The sequence below is a fragment of the Vibrio profundum genome (assembly GCF_050337555.1).
In the GTDB taxonomy this organism is placed as follows: domain Bacteria; phylum Pseudomonadota; class Gammaproteobacteria; order Enterobacterales; family Vibrionaceae; genus Vibrio; species Vibrio profundum.
This window is the reverse complement of record NZ_JAKJTA010000005.1, coordinates 98,081-115,680: the sequence shown is the minus strand read 5'-3', so window position 1 is coordinate 115,680 and position 17,600 is coordinate 98,081. Positions and strand designations below refer to the sequence as shown.

Genomic DNA, 17,600 nt, shown 5'->3' with positions numbered 1-17,600 from the left:
CTAGCGATGGAGGTGACATGCTGTCGGTCAACAAAAACTTAATTATTCAAAATTTTCAATTTAATCAGCCTGTCGGGTATCATTTCGAATCCACACGAAGAGTGGCCCAATTACAAAACAAACCACTAAGAAAAGCTTCAGTTCTAATTGGTTTTGTCGACCGCCCTAATGGATTGTATGTGGTTTTAACTCGCCGAGCAAAACACCTCAAACACCACCCTGGTCAAATAAGTTTTCCGGGGGGAAAGTATGAAGACTCCGATACGTCACTTCAATATACGGCGCTGAGAGAGGCCAACGAAGAAATCGGCTTAAAGCCAGGCCAAGTCGAAGTGTTAGGACAAATGCCTGAACTCGTCACCATCAGTCGTTTCTCAGTTACACCCATCGTGGGGTTAATTGATCCTAACTATTCAGCGGTACTTGATCCCAATGAAGTCGATGAGGCGTTTGAAGTTCCAGCTCAACACCTGCTCGACCGAGGAAAACTGTTTAGTCATACCTTCAAAGTGAATCAGCAAAACCACCGAGTGTTTGCAATTCCTTATAAACGACATTTTATTTGGGGAATGACCGCACAGATCATCGAAGCCATGCAAAAACACATCAACCCCAATAACCTCAATATCCAAGACTTAGTGTAATTACACTCGCGCTGAGCGTGACGGGCATAAGAATACCCAACCAGCAAGGGGCTTGGACCTACCCTCGCAGCCAAGTTTTGGCTGCTTAATCGAGCCTGATACTACCTCTATATATGCAATGGATAGATAACACACTAAAATATATCAATTTACTCATTAAGATTTAAGACCATTCACTTTTTGATATCGCTGAGGCTTTTAACGGTTCCTTTCCATCATTACGATGAATTAGTTTTTCTAATCGATATTATTATTAATAATTATTCCAAACTGACCAATTTCGTGATAAAAAGCCGACTTTCGAATTCTGGTGCAATTTTTTACAGCCAAATTTAGGTATTGATCATGTTTTTATGCAACATGTTCGTGTGAGAATTGCGCGCAATTTTTCCCGTGTAACAAAATGAGTAGCAAACTATGAACTCCACCGACACCTTAGCAGCCAATGGACGAAAATCGTCACGTTGGACCTATCACGACTTTACTTGGTGTTTATCGCTTTTTGGCACCGCCGTTGGCGCTGGTGTATTATTTCTTCCAATTACAGCTGGAGCCGGCGGTTTCTGGCCACTACTCATACTCGCGCTACTTGCCGCACCCATGACTTGGTTGGCACATAAAGGGCTCGCCCGTTTTGTACTGTCTGCAAAGAATCCTGAGGCAGACATCACAGACGCTGTTGCTGAGCACTTTGGTAAAAAAGGGGCAACTCTTATTACCTTCGCGTATTTCTTCGCGATCTTCCCTATTGTACTGATCTATGGTGTCAGCATTACCAATACCGTAAATTCGTTTATGGTCAACCAGATTGGCATGACAGCCTTGCCTCGCTGGCTTCTATCTGGTGTATTAATTTTTGCCATGACGGGCTGCGTTGTATACGGCAAAGAATTGATGCTTAAAGTCACCTCTGCGATGGTTTACCCTCTGGTTCTCATCCTGCTCGCACTTTCTATCTATATGATCCCTAGCTGGAACACCTCAATGATTGATGTGAGCCCTGACTGGGCATCAATGCCCGCTATTATTTGGCTTGCGATTCCACTGATTGTTTTTTCGTTCAACCACAGCCCGATCATCAGCCAGTTTACTAAAGAACAACGTCGAATTTACGGCGACGACGCCATGATAAAAACCGATAAAATTACTGGCGGCGCATCGTTAGTCCTTATGGTATTCGTGATGTTTTTCGTATTCTCTGTGGTATTAGCCTTGTCACCGGAGCAACTTGCCTCTATCAGCAAAGCTAACCTAGATGTACTTTCATTTTTGGCCAACACACACGATTCTCCAATCCTTTCGTACCTTGGTCCCTTTGTCGCATTTACCGCGATTACCTCTAGCTTCTTTGGCCACTTTTTAGGCGCAACAGAAGGTTTAACTGGATTAATCAAATCAAACACTAACCTGCCTTCGCGCACAGTAGAAAAGTTCTCTCTCTTCTGCATTGTCATCACAACTTGGATTGTTGCCATCATCAACCCAAGTATTCTTGACATGATTGTAAGCATGGGCGCACCAATGATTGCCGCTATCTTATTCCTTATGCCCGTTTTCGCAATGCGCAAGGTTCCTGCGATGGCAAAATATAAAACTTCGACTTTAGCTCAAATCTTTACAGCTATTTGTGGCGTTGCGGCTATAACCTCTGTTATATATGGTGCGTTTTAAACAAGCCTAATGAAACCCTGTCCAGCCAACAAAAAAAGAGGCGACCTGCCGCCTTGTCTGGACAGCGACAATATAACCAAAATAAAGATAAGAATGAGCCTCCATCCCTGCTGAGAGGCTCTTTTTAAGGAATTCAATATGATCAGTGTTTTTGATGTGTATAAGATTGGCGTTGGCCCTTCTAGCTCGCACACCGTTGGCCCAATGAAAGCCGGTAAGCAATTTGTCGATGACCTCATCGCTCAGAAAAAGCTCACCGCAATTAGCAAGTTTACGGTCGATATTTATGGCTCTTTATCATTGACAGGCAAAGGCCACCACACTGATATTGCGATTATTATGGGACTTGGTGGCAACACACCAGAAACCGTCGATATTGATTCCATTCCCGTATTCGTTAAACAAGTCGAAGATAACCAACAACTCGCAGTGTATGGCGACATGCACATTGTGGACTTTCCAAAAGATGGCGGCATCACTTTCCACCAGCATAATCTCGACTTGCACGAAAATGGCATGAAAATTCATGCGTGGGCAGGTGAAGAGCTCATCTACAGCAAAACTTACTACTCTATCGGAGGTGGTTTTATTGTCGATGAAGAGAACTTTGGCAAAGAAGTCAAAAGCCCAATTAGCATGCCATATGAATTTTCTAGTGCAGAGCAACTGGTTAAACTATGTAGTGAAAGCGGCCTATCGATCAGTGGCTTAGTGCTAGAAAACCAAAAGGCACTCTCTTCGGCACAAGAATCGAAAGAAACGTTCGCGAAAATTTGGCGCACCATGCAAGAGTGTATGGAACGAGGTATGAGCACTGAAGGAATTTTGCCTGGCCCATTGCGTGTTCCTCGCAGAGCTGCGGCATTGCACCAGCAATTAATTACTTCAGAACGCACGACCAACGACCCTATGTCCGTCATCGATTGGGTCAACATGTTCGCGTTTGCTGTCAATGAAGAAAATGCGGCAGGCGGCCGTGTGGTAACAGCACCAACCAATGGCGCATGTGGCATCATTCCAGCCGTACTGGCTTACTATGATAAATTCATTAACCCAGTCAGTGAACGCGATTACATCCGTTATTTCGCGGCTTCGGGTGCGATTGGTGGTCTATATAAACGTAACGCCTCTATTTCTGGCGCAGAAGTGGGTTGCCAAGGCGAAGTGGGCGTTGCCTGCTCAATGGCGGCGGCTGGACTGGCTGAGCTGATGGGCGCAAGCCCTGAGCAAGTATGTATGGCCGCGGAAATTGGTATGGAGCATAACTTAGGTTTGACATGCGACCCAGTTGCCGGCCTCGTACAAGTGCCTTGCATTGAGCGCAATGGAATTGCGGCTGTTAAAGCGATTAACTCAACTCGAATGGCCATGCGCCGTTCGTCAGCCCCAACCGTTTCTTTAGACAAGGTCATCGAGACCATGCTCGAAACAGGCAAAGACATGAACGCTAAATACCGTGAAACGTCACAGGGTGGCTTGGCCGTTAAGGTTGTCTGCTAATTGCGATGGTTGATAATTGCAATGGTTGATAATTGCGCTATCTGACTTGCCATAACACGATGGCAAGTCATAGACGATGAGTCGTACCCATAAAAACAAAGCCCAACTCTACAGTTGGGCTTTGTTTTAGAATTCCAGTTATTGGGTTTGCTGCTTTGGTTTAATCACCGCGATAGATACAGCCTGCCGTACAAGTCTCTTTAATTTCAATTTTACTAAGCAGAGGTAAACTTGGTTTCAGTTCCTGCCAAATCCATTTCGCCAAGACTTCGCTGGTCGGATTTTCCAAACCTTCAATATCGTTAAGGTAGTAGTGATCAAGGCGATCGTAAATTGGGGCGAACGCTGCTTTAATCTCAGAAAAGTCGACAACCCAGCCTGTATGCGGATCGACTTCACCTTCTACATAGAGCCTCACAAGAAAAGAGTGTCCGTGCAAACGCCCACATTTATGCCCCTCTGGAACATTTGGCAAGTGGTGCGCGGCTTCAAACATAAACTCTTTGTACAATTCTGATTTCATCTTGCTTCTCGGGGCTTAAAAAAGACAGGCAATACTAAGGAATAACACCCTTGCTGACAAGTTTAGACGGTAATTTTTCATTTAATCGAGCTATTTTCACATAGAGTCACTCAATGATTTTACGAGCCTGTAACACTTTTCCTCCCTTACCTTTTAGCTCATAAATGTAATTTGGCGAATAACACAATAAAAGGTTGATGCCAGCGATTTGGCAGGTAATATGTGGCTTTGAACAAAGTAATTTATACAGACCTGTATTTCGGCGCTTTTTTGTACTCTTTTCACTAGCGCTGCCAATACGGGTATGAATTTGTCCCTTAATGGAGAATTAAATCAACATGACTTACGCGCCTGTAACAGACGTACTTGGCGGCAAGCTAGCGGTAGACAGTGAAGTCACTGTTCGCGGCTGGATCCGTTCACGTCGTGATTCCAAAGCTGGAATCTCTTTCCTTGCCATTTATGACGGCTCTTGTTTCGACCCGATTCAGGCCGTGGTCCCTAATAATCTTAATAATTACCAAGACGAAGTCCTTAAGCTAACGACTGGCTGCTCTGTTGAGGTAACGGGTAAGATTGTAGAGTCTCCTGCAAAAGGGCAAGACTTCGAACTCGCGGCTACTGACGTAAAAGTTGTAGGCTGGGTTGAAGATGCTGACACTTACCCAATGGCAAAAACTCGCCATTCAATTGAGTACTTACGTGAAGTTGCCCACCTACGCCCACGTACTAACGTGATTGGTGCAGTCGCACGTGTGCGTAACTGCCTATCTCAAGCGATCCATCGTTTTTACCACGAGCAAGGTTTCTTCTGGACTTCAGCGCCACTGATCACAACCGCTGATGCAGAAGGCGCAGGTGAGATGTTCCGTGTGTCTACTTTAGACATGGAAAACCTACCTCGCACAGATGAAGGTAAAGTGGACTACAACGAAGATTTCTTCGGTAAAGAGACTTTCCTAACCGTATCTGGTCAGCTAAATGCCGAAGCATACGCGTGTGCCTTAAGCAAGGTTTACACCTTTGGTCCAACGTTCCGCGCTGAAAACTCAAACACTAGTCGCCACCTAGCGGAGTTCTGGATGGTAGAGCCTGAAGTAGCGTTCGCTGATCTAAACGATGTGGCTAAGCTGTCTGAAGATATGCTGAAGTACGTATTTAAAGCCGTCCTTGCAGAGCGTCGTGACGATCTTGAGTTCTTTGCACAGCGTATCGACAAAGAAGCCATTTCTCGCCTAGAGCAATTCGTTGATGCTGATTTCGCACAAGTTGACTACACTGACGCAATCCAAATCTTACTCGACTCTGGTAAGAAGTTTGAATTCGACGTTGAGTGGGGCATCGACATGTCTTCTGAGCACGAGCGCTACCTTGCTGAAGAGCACTTCAAAGCACCTGTTATCGTTAAGAACTACCCGAAAGACATCAAGGCTTTCTACATGCGCTTGAACGATGATGGCAAAACCGTTGCGGCAATGGACGTACTTGCACCGGGCATCGGCGAAATCATTGGTGGTGCTCAACGTGAAGAGCGTTTAGAAGTACTGGATGCTCGTATGAAAGACATGAACATCGATCCAGAAGACATGAGCTGGTACCGCGATCTGCGTCGCTATGGCACCGTGCCGCACTCTGGCTTTGGTCTAGGTTTCGAGCGTTTGGTTTCTTACGTAACTGGCATGGGCAACGTACGTGACGTGATCCCATTCCCACGTACTCCTCGTAGCGCAAGCTTCTAATATAGATTCCGCGCAAAGCAAAATAACGAAGCCCTCTACTGTTTGTTTCAGTAGAGGGCTTTTTGCTCTTCCCCACTCACTATCCAACGATTGCTTCGCTTGCTCGCATAAAGCGATCTCTCACATAAAGCAATATCTCGCATACACTCATATCATACGCCTTTCTAATTTTTCCTATCATCAGTCATAAGTTAAGGCTTCACAATACTTAATAGGAGTATGCACTATGAGCGAAGCTTGGCTATTGCTGGGGTTTTTAGCCTTTTTACTATGTGCTTATCTCTATGACCGCTTTAGCCCCAAATTCTGCGACCTATTTGTGGATAAAGAACTAAGACACGAAGCCCGTAACATTTACGCCGACTTAAAGTGTAATAAAATCGTCGGTAAAATAGACTCGGATTTTGAGGCATTTTTGTGGGAGGTAATTGGACGTAAAATCACCAAATCCAATAAAGAAATGCTGCTTATCGCCAAGCAACAATTTGAGAAAGCCATCAAGAAAAATCCGTCTTTAGAGGACCTAAAAATAGAAAACCCGCAGTCCAGCGCTACGGCAATAAAACGACTCGTTCTCATCGCCCATCAAATTGAGAATCAAAAGCCGATGTTCTACCACAGTAATACCGCCAGTTCATTGCTAATTCTATTTCTTTTTATGGGCAATGTACTCAAGGCAAAATAGTCGTTAATTCAAAGCATTGAAATACTCTGCACAAAATTCATTACAATCGTGAAAGATAATTCAATTGTGGGCGGTCTGTGTCTGCAATAGGATGAAATATCGCCTAACCTACTGAAAACAATCACAGCGACAAAGCGCAATAAAGAGTGGCGCGTAACAAGGAAGCGTTTATGGAACATTCTCACTACGACGTGAAACTCACCTCCCAACTTTACCTTATCGCAGCCCTGCTCTTTGGCTTCTACGGCAGTACCGTTTGCCCAATGCTCGATACCTTATCTGCCCAACAGATAATGCTGCATGTTTCTGTCACTTTTCTGCTGTTGTTCTTATTTCGTCATTTTTTGCTAGCCAATCACTCGCTGCTGAAAGAGCAAAAAATAGCTCAACTCGACACCACGATCTTCTTTATCGCCAGTATCCCACTGGCGATATTTTATAACTTGCATTACCACTTCCCACTCGAAAGTAACCTCAAAGTCGTTTTTGGTATGACGCTATTTGGTTTCTTTACCGGCACCATATTGCAACTCACTTCAAAAATTCGCCATTTTGAACACAATCGAGTACATAGCTGTAATCAGCTTGAACTTTCAGGTGAGCGTCATTCGCTAGTCAAACAAATGATCACACTGGTAATGATGTTAATTACCACTCTGACCGTCATTCTAATCATGGTTTCTATCAAAGATCTCACATGGCTAGAAATGCACCCCGAACGTATATTAGATGGTTCAGGGAAAATAAGTATTATCAAAGAGTTTGTGTACATCTCAGCGCTTCTTTCTGGCTACGCGATGCTCATTATGCTTCTGGCAAGCAAGTTAATGAAGAAGATCCTCACGGCACACGAGAACGCCTTAATAGCAGTCACCGAAGGCGATATGACACAGCGTTTACCAGTATTCACCCACGATGAACTAGGCTCGGTTGCACTACTGACCAACAAAATGCTCAACAGTCTGCAATCTGCCAACAACGAACTGCAAACTACACGTGACGCCGCGATTCTAAGCCTATCGGCATTAGCAGAATCGAGAGACAATGAGACTGGCGCTCACATCATGCGTACTCAAGAGTATGTCAAAGCATTAGCCATTCATCTGAGCCAGTTCAATCGATTTCAGTCACTACTTACCCCACAATATATTCAGACACTTTACAAATCAGCACCATTGCACGACGTCGGAAAAGTCGGCATCCCAGACAACGTACTACTCAAGCCCGGCAAACTCACTGGTGAAGAGTTTGAAATCATGAAAGGCCACCCTCAAATCGGAGCTGATGCGTTATCGTTGGCAGAAGAACAATTAGGCAGCAGCTCATTTCTTCGCGTCGCTAAAGAGATATCTTTAACTCACCATGAAAAATGGGACGGTAGCGGATACCCCAACCACCTCTCTGGCGATGAGATTCCTCTATCAGGGCGTTTGATGGCACTTGCTGATGTCTATGACGCTCTCATATCAAAACGGGTCTACAAACCCGCATTCAGTCACGACAAAGCGAAATCCATAATTTTACAAGGTCGAGGAACTCACTTTGACCCTATCGTGGTCGATGCTTTCCTCTCTATCGAAACTCAGTTCGTCGACATCGCCGCTCGATATCAAGACAAATCCCAGCAACAGGAAAGTGCGTAGAAAAACACCACTTTTAAAATTATGTTAGAGAAATGGGTGTATTAGCTGATAGAAATCATGGGGAAATTAGGTATTAAATACAAAACTTTGTCCAAATCATCATTTAGACAAGTTAAACGATAGCTAAGCCTCTTAGCTATCTGTTTTACTCTACATGTAATTTGCCTTTTAAGTTGCATCACGCGGTTGTCACATATATCTTTGACAGGTATAACTATACTCAAATCCTCAATCGACATGGACACAGATTATGTTTGATCACATTCAAGCCGCACCAGCAGACCCTATTCTTGGGCTCAACGATGAATTTAAAAAGGACCCACGCAACGACAAAATTAACCTTGGCGTGGGCATTTATAAAAATGAGGCAGGAGAAACTCCGGTCTTAAGTGCGGTTAAAAAAGCTGAGCAAACACTGGTCGTGTCGGAAAAGACCAAGTCTTATTTAACGATTGAAGGCACCAGTGAGTATGGATTAGCGGTTCAAAAACTGCTTTTCGGTGCCAATTCTCCGGTAGTTATGCAAAAGAAAGCCAAAACGGCACAAGCGCCGGGTGGAACAGGGGCTCTTAGAGTAGCTGGTGAGTTCATCAAGCGCCAATTAGGTGACGTGAAAGTATGGATAAGCAACCCAACGTGGGCCAACCACATTGGCGTGTTCACGGCAGCAGGCTTAGAAACAGCGCAATATAGCTACTACAACGCAGAAACAAAAAGCAAAGACTTTGATGCCATGCTTGCCGATCTCGAAAGCGCATCAGCGGGTGACATTCTGTTACTACACGGATGCTGCCACAACCCGACTGGAATCGACCCAACGGAACAAGAATGGCAGACTCTTGCAAAATTAGCGGCAGACAAGGGGCTACTTCCTCTATTTGATTTCGCCTACCAAGGCTTTGCCAAAGGCGTTGATGAAGATGCGCAAGGGCTTAGAATTTTTGCCGAGCATAACCAGCACATAGTGATTGCGAGCTCGTTTTCCAAGAACTTTGGCCTTTATAACGAACGTGTAGGCGCTATCACCCTCGTTGCACCAACAACTGAAACCGCAGAAACGGCCTTTTCTCAAATCAAAGGCATCATTCGTTCTATCTACTCCAACCCGCCAGCTCACGGCAGCGCCATCGTTACACAAATCTTAAACGACGACGCGCTCAAAGCGGAATGGTTGCAAGAACTAGCAGACATGCGCGATCGTATCCAAGAAATGCGTCACTTATTTGTTGCCTCGCTAAAAGAGCAAGGTGCTACGGCCGATTTCAGCTTTATTGAAAGACAAAATGGCATGTTCTCGTTTTCTGGCCTGACGAAAGTACAAGTCGAGCGCCTAAAACAAGAATTTGGCATCTACATCGTCGGCTCTGGCCGTATCAGTGTTGCAGGTATGACCAAAGACAATATGGTGCCACTATGTAAAGCTATCGCAGCGGTTTTATAACCCCGACCGAACACTTTATACCAAACATGAAAATGGGCAGCTCGAGAGATCTACCCATTTTTTATCGATAAGCCTCTCGCTAATCTAATAACACCCGACCATTGTCACCTTGTTCATAAATACATAAACTTACTCGCGATAAGGCCTCGATCTCCGCCAAACTGACTGATAGCGATGCATTTCCATTACTCATATTACTGGCAAGCCTAGCGACTAAGCGCTCCAATATTTCTACATCCCCTTTGGCTTTAGGCACTCGCTCTCTAATAAACTTAAACCAAGGACCGCTCATATTGCGTTGCACTTTGGCCAGCACTTCATGGTTCGTGATGGTAAAGGGTTTATCTAACGCTCCCCCATCACGCAAAATATCATAAATAATGTGACCATTTTTTTTCGCCACGATCATGTTGCGAGTGTTGAGCTGAAGCTCACCAATATGCCCGTTGCTCATTTTCAAAAAGAATTTAATGTCCTTATAGCCGGCATCCGTCGCACCGCAATTGAATCGAACGTCATCCCCTTGGCTCGTACCGTAACGATCTTTCATTGCGGACTGAAAATGTTGTAAAGCCTTAAATTCTTCTGTCAGGCGAATAATCGCCTTGGCGGCCACCATATCTTCCAAGGTTTCAAAGATAATCGTCATCCTAGCGGCGTCTTTTAAATCACCAATATCGTAATGGCGCTTCCTGTTGGTGATCTTGTCTAAAGAACCGTGAAAGTCTTTCACACCAAAATACGCGCCGGGGGGCTGCTTAACGATTCCTTTTGTCGAGAGTGCAACTTTTCGCGCATATTCCTTAAGTTCAGCCTGCGCTTCAGTTATCTCCATAAACATCATAAACAGCTGTTTTTTCTTTAAAGACGCATTTGCCAATTGGTTACGCGAACGAAAATCCACGTTACCCGATGCGACACTCTGTTTCGTTTGCTGATCAAGATAATTGGAGATTTTCTCTTTTTGGCTCATGATGCCTAACATGACTTGGTCTTGTTTCTTATTGTCTTGATTGGTGTACTGGTAGGACTCAATTTTTCTTTTGAGCTCCAATATTTTAGCTTTGTATTGGGTGTCGTTCACTAAACGAAAACCCTGTGACATGCTTTTCTGTTGATTAATTTTAGCTAAAACTTTAGCTTTGTTTTTCCTGACTTCGGCCTCACTAACGACATTTGGATTGTCGATGTCGGCCCCTCCCATACTATCTAAAAACGATACAAACCAATCTAACTGCTCTTCTGACTCTGATTGACCTGGCATAATCACCTCGACATATCACGCTAAGTGTAAACACAAACTCTTGCCTGCGATCCCAAACTATCTAAATTAACTGTAGACGGAATAAACGATGATATCGCTATGATAATCAGAACATTAAATCTCATTAATTCGCCTAGAAAAACGACGAAAACCCCCTATACATCCCCTTTGCGCGGACGGACGGTGGGTAAAGTGCGTGGTGGCGCTAATTAACAAAGTCTTGGGCAGGTTAAGTGGTCCGAAATCAGGTGATACATTTCCACTTCAGGGTGATTAAAAAACACTTCTTCGTAAGGGTTTTTATTCACGAATACCTGCTGCAAGTGGGAAAACAATAACGACGCTTGTGGCACTTCATACACCTCACCCCGAATAATGCAGTATTCGCATTCCGTTGCCTTTTCTACCGGAGAGGCAGAACGTCCATCAATAACAAAGTAACACTGGTTATTGCGCTTAAGCAGCTCAGATTTAAACGTACTTGGAAAGGTCACGAAAAAAATATCATCGTCGTACGTCGATAAATAAGCGAGTACTGTCGTGTGGGGTTGCCTCTGAGCATAAGTCAGTAGTATTCCCGCTTTATTTTCGTGGCACAGCACATCAGGTACTGGCACTTTTTGTAACGGAGAGTGCTCTAGGTGGATAACTTCACGGCTGTCACTTGGGAACTGGTAAGAAAGAGAATGGTACTCTTTTTCACATTCTTTCCCATGAAAGACTTGATACTGCTCTGCTTCTACCCAGACAAAAAATTCAGAAACACGCGTCACCAAACCTTTAAACGACGCTCTATGCACATGCAAATCTTCATCATAAGCCGTATGGTTTGAGCGGTTATCTAAATGAAGAGTGACCAGTTGATTTGGCAACAAATGATGCCCAGCAGAGAAACGTAACTTCAGACCCGTATCATCGATAACGTCGACACCACAAACATACACATCCATATCGGCCTTACCCGGAGGATAAGTCCCAAGTACCCCAACTACATGCTCACCAACCAACTGACTTAGCAGCGTATCGTTCATTTGGTCTCTGCTCCCTGCTCACCTTAGTTAAGCAATTATAGGAGCGAGATCTCATTTTAGACACATTACGTGGCAAGACAAATACGCCCTAACTGGGCTTAGTCACGCTTACTTACTGATAGAGAAAAGAAAATAATGTGACATTTTAGTAAGGCTTCAACCGTATCGCCAAAACTGCAAAATTCTTAATTGGCACAATGACTGGGTTCTTCCTGTTACACTACCGTCGCTATGAAACAGGTGACGTTAATCTTGATTACGTTTGTGTTTCGGCACGTAATTCAATATTGAAACAGGTACATCTTTTGTCGGTACAAACCCTTCAATCTCTCTACGCTCAATTAAGTGACCCAAACGGCTTTCAATCATGCAAAGGTTTTTAAAGTTATCGCGTGATACAAAAGAGATAGCCTCCCCTTTAGCACCTGCGCGGCCAGTACGACCGATACGGTGAACATATTCATCGGCTGGGAATGGAATATCGTAGTTCAGCACTCGAGTCAGATTTTCAATATCAATCCCACGCGCGGCAACGCCAGTGGCAACAAGGAACTTGATATTGCCATCTTTAAAGTCAGTCAACAGTTGCGAGCGAACATCTTGGCTTCGGCCACTATGAAAAGATTCCGCCGGAATACCACGTTTCTCTAGTTGAGAAACTAACTTAGCTGCGCCTTTTTTTGTTTCAATAAAAATCAGAGCTTGGTCCCAGTCATTGTCTTGAATCAAATGGCTCAATAGAGCTGATTTCTTGTCTTTATCAACCGTGATTAGCCACTGCTCAATGCTGCCTTTGGAAGCGCTGTGCTTCGCAATTGAAATCTCAGCAGGCTGGTCAATCGCTGATTTTGCCAAATCACGGACAGGGTTCGATAGCGTTGCAGAGAAAAGTAGGTTTTGAATGTTTTGCGGCAATCGAGCAATGATTTTATTAATATCTTCGATAAAGCCCATGTCGAGCATTCTATCCGCTTCATCAAGTACAAAGGTTTCAACTTCTTCAAAGTGAACCGCATGCTGACCGTAAAGATCCAATAATCGACCTGGTGTTGCCACGAGAACATCAATACCATCAATAAGCAGTTGCTTCTGCGGTTTTTCACTCACACCACCGTATATTGCCGTTGATGTTAAGTTAAGGTGCTTACCATATTCAGTAATATTATTATTAACTTGAATCGCAAGTTCGCGAGTCGGTGTCAGGATTAGAGCGCGAATGCGCTTTTTACGCTGCGTTTCGCCTTTACTCAGCATTTCCAGAATAGGTAATACAAAACTGGCTGTTTTACCGGTACCCGTTTGAGCTGCTGCAATCAGATTCTGCCCTGATAGTACTAGCGGAATCGCCTTTTCTTGAATCTCGGTCGGTTTATCGTAACCAAGTTCATTGATGGCTAGTAGAAGGGGATCGCTTAATCCTAAATTAGAGAATGGCATTGATGGTCTCGGTATGGTGTCAGGTAATGAAATACGTTGTCGCCTTAGTTTAGGCTAATTCGCAGTTTTGGCTTATGTTTCCATGGTTAGCGGATATTTTTAGAATCAGCTAATCGAAGCAAAGTGGCGCATTTTAACACGCACACATCGCTTTCCAAGCGGTTTTCAGGATTGTTTTTCTTGACGTAGTAACGCATCAGCGGCTGTTTTCTTTGCTTTACGGATGGGTTTCACCTGTTAATGAGCCACCTTCGAAAAGCCACACTCTAAGGATTCAGCTTAGATGGCTATACCCGTCAAATTGTTTCCTATGTAAAGGAAGAGTTTGGGTCGCGACGCCAACATGTTGAACTAGCTGTTGCCTCGGCCCTATCTCTATATGCCGCAAGCGCCTTGATATGAGTAGGTTCAATACCGCAACATCCGCCTATGATACTTGCCCCTAATTGATGCCATGTCTTCGCGAACCCAAGGTACTCCTGAGGTGAAAATCCTCGAAATTCTTGGTAAGTATTATTGGCTTGGTGACAAGACTTAATCGGCGTAAAATTATTAGCAAACACACCGATTGTTGACCTCTTCCCTGCACGTTCTAGAGCTTTGTTCACGGCTCTAATCGCTGGTTCAACGACCTCTGGAATCGAGCAATTAAAGAAAATACCGGCGGCATTGGTTTTCAATAAAGCGTCTACCGCATCAATCACAGACTCCCCTGAGCGAAGCCGTGACTTAGAGCTAAGTTCATCCATTAAGGTAAATGAAACGTAATAAGGTTTGGTCGTGTTCGCCAATACCTTTGAGACCATGTTGGCTTCCGCGAGACTAGCCACCGTCTCGGCAAGCCAAATATCGACGTATTCATCTTGGGCCTCAAACAAAGTCGCGCTAATCTCATAAGCTTTATCAGCTTCAAACAAATCAGGCCGGTATGAACCCAAAGCAGGAGGGAGTGAACCGGCAACCAATATCTCGTGTTGAGCATCAGTGGCGACATCACGAGCAATCTTGGCGGCTTCTTTTGCAAGCTCCGCCCCTTGCTCAGCGTAGAGCTCTTCCCCAAGATGAAATGGTACACAGGCATAGCTGTTAACAGTGATAATCTGTGCACCTGCCTCTACGAAACTTTGATGGGCTTGTTTCACATGTTGAGGCGATTCTATCAGCGCTTGTGCGCTCCAAAGTGGTTGCGAAAACGGAGCGCCAATACGCTTTAGTTCACGCCCCATACCACCATCTAAAATGGTCAGCTTCATTTTTAGACACCTAAATGGCTAGACTTCTATAAGCCCATTCAACCACAATGTATAGCGAGTTGAAAGAAAACTTTTCTACTGACAACATCTTTTATACTGACTACATAAGTAAGCTTCACGCTGTCCACTCAGGCAATGAAATATTAATTTCCTGCTCTATTCGAATTACAACTCAACGTCAGTAAATTAGCACTAGACGACTGGTCTAATTTACTTTATATTGCCCCACATGAAATACGATACAAACGATACTCGCCAGCACATACTGAATGTTGGTTACCAATTAGCCGTTGCTAAAGGGTTTACTAGCGTTGGTTTGTCTGAGCTATTAAAAACGGCCGATGTCCCGAAAGGCTCTTTCTACCACTACTTTAAATCAAAGGAGCAGTTTGGTGAGGCGCTAATCAACGACTATTTTCAACACTACCTTGAGCGTGTAAATCACTTGTTCAACCATGGTGAAGGCGATAGTTTACAACGGCTAATGCAATATTTTACTCGCTGGCTCGAAATGGAAAACGGAACTTGCAATGCCCATCGTTGCCTTGTTGTAAAACTCAGCGCTGAAGTCTCTGATCTGTCGGAACCGATGCGCGAAGCACTGCACAAAGGAGCAAAACAAGTGATCAATGCCATCGCGTCTTGCATCGAAAATGGCATTCAAGAAAACGTGATTGCGCACCAACCAAGTCAAGTGACAGCCAACATGCTGTATCAATTATGGCTTGGGGCAAGCTTATTAAGTAAATTGAGCCAAGATACATCAGGTTTGCAGCAAACACTCGTCACCACTGAGCAATTGCTACGCACTGAAATCTAAAGAACCACCCGCACCGCATGAGTTACTCATCTGATGCGGGATTTTTTCGACCCAACTCTAGACGACTGGTCTAATTGAAAAGGAATCATTATGACAACTGAAAATCGACAAATCGTATTAGCATCTCGTCCACATGGCGCTCCAACCCAAGAAAACTTCCGCTTAGAGTCGTCTCCAGTACCGGCTCTGGGCTCGGGCGAAGTATTATTGCGCAGCGTTTACCTCTCTCTCGACCCATATATGCGTGGACGCATGAATGATGCAGAATCTTACGCTGAGCCCGTCGCCCTGGGCGAAGTCATGGTTGGCGGAACCGTCTGCCAAGTTGAGCAATCTAATCACTCTAACTTCGCTGTCGGTGAATGGGTGCTGGCGTATACAGGCTGGCAAGACTACGCAGTATCAAATGGTGAGGGGCTCATGAAACTTGGTGACGCTCCTGCTCATCCTTCCTACGCATTAGGTGTCATGGGCATGCCGGGTTTCACCGCTTATATGGGTCTGCTCGATATCGGTCAACCAAAGCAAGGAGACACATTAGTCGTTGCGGCAGCAACTGGTGCGGTTGGCTCTATGGTGGGACAAATTGGTAAATTAAAAGGCTGCAAAGTTATCGGTATCGCAGGCGGAGCGGAAAAATGCCGTTATGCACAAGAAACACTGGGCTTCGATGCTTGTATCGACCACACCGCCGAGGACTTTGCCTCGCAACTAGCTGCAGCATGTAACGACGGAATCGATATCTACTTTGAGAACGTCGGCGGTAAAGTTTTCGATGCCGTATGGCCCCTTCTCAATACCGGAGCACGCATTCCTGTTTGCGGTTTGATCTCGCAATACAATGCCACCGCATTGCCAGATGGCCCAGATCGCACATCGAAGCTCGTAGCGACTCTTCTTGTAAAGCGCATTAGAATGCAGGGCTTTATCATTTTCGATGACTACGGACATCGCTACAACGAATTTGCCACGGACATGTCCCAATGGTTAGCTGATGGGAAAATTCACTACCGAGAGCATTTGGTCGAAGGCTTGGAACAAGCCCCTAGTTCATTCATTGGCCTATTAAATGGCACAAATTTCGGCAAACTCGTCGTCCAAACGAACCAAGCCCGCTAAAACGTCTAAAGAATTAGAAATAGGATACAAGATGATAACCCTACACCACTTAAATCGCTCTCGCTCTAAACGCATCATTTGGCTTCTCGAAGAACTCAAGCTTGATTATCAGATCAAACCTTACTTACGTGACAGCGTCACTCACCTTGCCCCACCAGAACTAAAGCAAGTACACCCGTTAGGTAAGTCTCCTGTTATAGAGAACGACGGGACGGTGATTGCAGAATCAGGCGCGATTACCGAATATCTGATTAATACCTATGCTTCAAAGGCACTAGCCCCTGAGTTTGGTAGCAAAGCTTATACCGAGTATTCTCAGTGGATCCATTTCGCTGAAAGCTCAGCTATTTTACCGCTACTGCTCAAACTATTTGTCTCAAAAGAGCCAGAAAAAACGAGCTTCTTAGAAGGTTATGCCAATGATGAGACAATGAAAGTGATCAGCTACTTCGATCAAGCATTAGAAAACAAGACGTATCTCGTTGAAGAACGTTTGACTGGCGCTGATATCATGATGTCTTTTATCGTCGATATACTAAACAATCGCGGCATGATTGACGATTTCCCCAACATTCGACGCTATGGAGAACAGCTCAGAACTCACCCTGCTTTGATTCGAGCAGAGCAGCTAGAGCAACAACACGGTTAGGCTATTATTCCAATTAAGCCATTGTTATAATTAAACTATTTCTATAATTAAACGATTATTCCAACTAGGCTACCGATCCAATTAAGGATCAGTACGATTAGCCTGTAACTACGGTTAAAATAAAAACCGATAAACAACCTAAAGGCCAGCTCAATCCGCTGGCCTTTTTACTATTCGGCTC

The 17,600-nt window shown here is 44.6% G+C and carries 15 protein-coding genes; 10 read left to right on the top strand and 5 right to left on the bottom strand.

Annotation, left to right across the window (positions count from 1 at the left end; genetic code table 11):
• The first annotated feature begins 17 nt into the window (after nucleotides 1-17).
• The 3 genes from L4C34_RS04910 to L4C34_RS04900 all read left to right on the top strand — a co-directional run bounded on the left by L4C34_RS04910 (nucleotide 18) and on the right by L4C34_RS04900 (nucleotide 3,815).
• Nucleotides 18-644 (top strand): CoA pyrophosphatase, encoded by a 627-nt coding sequence (locus L4C34_RS04910; protein ID WP_428788233.1) that lies wholly within the window; start codon nucleotides 18-20, stop codon nucleotides 642-644.
• Nucleotides 645-1,061: 417 nt separating this feature from the next.
• Nucleotides 1,062-2,315, top strand: coding sequence for an aromatic amino acid transport family protein (locus tag L4C34_RS04905; RefSeq protein WP_428788232.1), 1,254 nt, complete (start codon nucleotides 1,062-1,064; stop codon nucleotides 2,313-2,315).
• 138 nt (nucleotides 2,316-2,453) lie between these two features.
• Entirely contained in the window at nucleotides 2,454-3,815 is a 1,362-nt protein-coding gene (locus tag L4C34_RS04900; protein ID WP_428788231.1) for an L-serine ammonia-lyase, read from the top strand.
• Nucleotides 3,816-3,975: 160 nt separating this feature from the next.
• On the opposite strand, the gene queD is transcribed toward L4C34_RS04900, so the two are convergent.
• On the bottom strand, nucleotides 3,976-4,338 hold the full coding sequence (gene queD / locus L4C34_RS04895; RefSeq protein ID WP_428788230.1) for a 6-carboxytetrahydropterin synthase QueD: 363 nt from the start codon (nucleotides 4,336-4,338) through the stop codon (nucleotides 3,976-3,978).
• Nucleotides 4,339-4,676: 338 nt separating this feature from the next.
• Between queD and asnS the strand changes: the two genes are divergently transcribed.
• From asnS to L4C34_RS04875, 4 genes are all read left to right on the top strand, one after another.
• The gene (asnS, locus tag L4C34_RS04890) at nucleotides 4,677-6,077 is read left to right on the top strand and encodes an asparagine--tRNA ligase (RefSeq protein ID WP_428788229.1); all 1,401 of its coding nucleotides are present in this window, start codon (nucleotides 4,677-4,679) and stop codon (nucleotides 6,075-6,077) included.
• A 226-nt stretch (nucleotides 6,078-6,303) separates the two neighbouring features.
• Nucleotides 6,304-6,762: a hypothetical protein gene (locus L4C34_RS04885; protein ID WP_428788228.1), complete on the top strand. Its 459-nt coding sequence runs from the start codon at nucleotides 6,304-6,306 to the stop codon at nucleotides 6,760-6,762.
• A gap of 170 nt (nucleotides 6,763-6,932) precedes the next feature.
• The gene (locus L4C34_RS04880) at nucleotides 6,933-8,405 is read left to right on the top strand and encodes an HD-GYP domain-containing protein (protein ID WP_428788227.1); all 1,473 of its coding nucleotides are present in this window, start codon (nucleotides 6,933-6,935) and stop codon (nucleotides 8,403-8,405) included.
• A 250-nt stretch (nucleotides 8,406-8,655) separates the two neighbouring features.
• Nucleotides 8,656-9,846, top strand: a complete 1,191-nt coding sequence (locus tag L4C34_RS04875) for an amino acid aminotransferase (protein ID WP_428788226.1) — start codon at nucleotides 8,656-8,658, stop codon at nucleotides 9,844-9,846.
• A 79-nt stretch (nucleotides 9,847-9,925) separates the two neighbouring features.
• Here L4C34_RS04875 and L4C34_RS04870 read toward each other — a convergent pair whose 3' ends face one another.
• The 4 genes from L4C34_RS04870 to L4C34_RS04855 form a co-directional block, all read right to left on the bottom strand.
• The gene (locus tag L4C34_RS04870) at nucleotides 9,926-11,110 is read right to left on the bottom strand and encodes a hypothetical protein (protein WP_428788225.1); all 1,185 of its coding nucleotides are present in this window, start codon (nucleotides 11,108-11,110) and stop codon (nucleotides 9,926-9,928) included.
• Between the two features lie 209 nt (nucleotides 11,111-11,319).
• Nucleotides 11,320-12,141 (bottom strand): hypothetical protein, encoded by an 822-nt coding sequence (locus tag L4C34_RS04865; RefSeq protein ID WP_428788224.1) that lies wholly within the window; start codon nucleotides 12,139-12,141, stop codon nucleotides 11,320-11,322.
• A 246-nt stretch (nucleotides 12,142-12,387) separates the two neighbouring features.
• Nucleotides 12,388-13,578 (bottom strand): DEAD/DEAH box helicase, encoded by a 1,191-nt coding sequence (locus L4C34_RS04860; protein ID WP_428788223.1) that lies wholly within the window; start codon nucleotides 13,576-13,578, stop codon nucleotides 12,388-12,390.
• Nucleotides 13,579-13,886: 308 nt separating this feature from the next.
• Complete coding sequence (locus tag L4C34_RS04855; protein ID WP_428788222.1) at nucleotides 13,887-14,831, bottom strand: homocysteine S-methyltransferase family protein; 945 nt, start codon at nucleotides 14,829-14,831, stop codon at nucleotides 13,887-13,889.
• A gap of 229 nt (nucleotides 14,832-15,060) precedes the next feature.
• Between L4C34_RS04855 and L4C34_RS04850 the strand changes: the two genes are divergently transcribed.
• The 3 genes from L4C34_RS04850 (at nucleotide 15,061) to L4C34_RS04840 (ending at nucleotide 17,419) form a co-directional block, all read left to right on the top strand.
• Nucleotides 15,061-15,651, top strand: coding sequence for a TetR/AcrR family transcriptional regulator (locus L4C34_RS04850; RefSeq protein ID WP_428788221.1), 591 nt, complete (start codon nucleotides 15,061-15,063; stop codon nucleotides 15,649-15,651).
• 90 nt (nucleotides 15,652-15,741) lie between these two features.
• Nucleotides 15,742-16,770 (top strand): NADP-dependent oxidoreductase, encoded by a 1,029-nt coding sequence (locus L4C34_RS04845; protein WP_428788220.1) that lies wholly within the window; start codon nucleotides 15,742-15,744, stop codon nucleotides 16,768-16,770.
• Between the two features lie 31 nt (nucleotides 16,771-16,801).
• A complete protein-coding gene (locus L4C34_RS04840; RefSeq protein ID WP_428788219.1) occupies nucleotides 16,802-17,419 on the top strand; it encodes a glutathione S-transferase family protein in 618 nt (205 codons plus the stop codon).
• Nucleotides 17,420-17,600 lie beyond the last annotated feature (181 nt).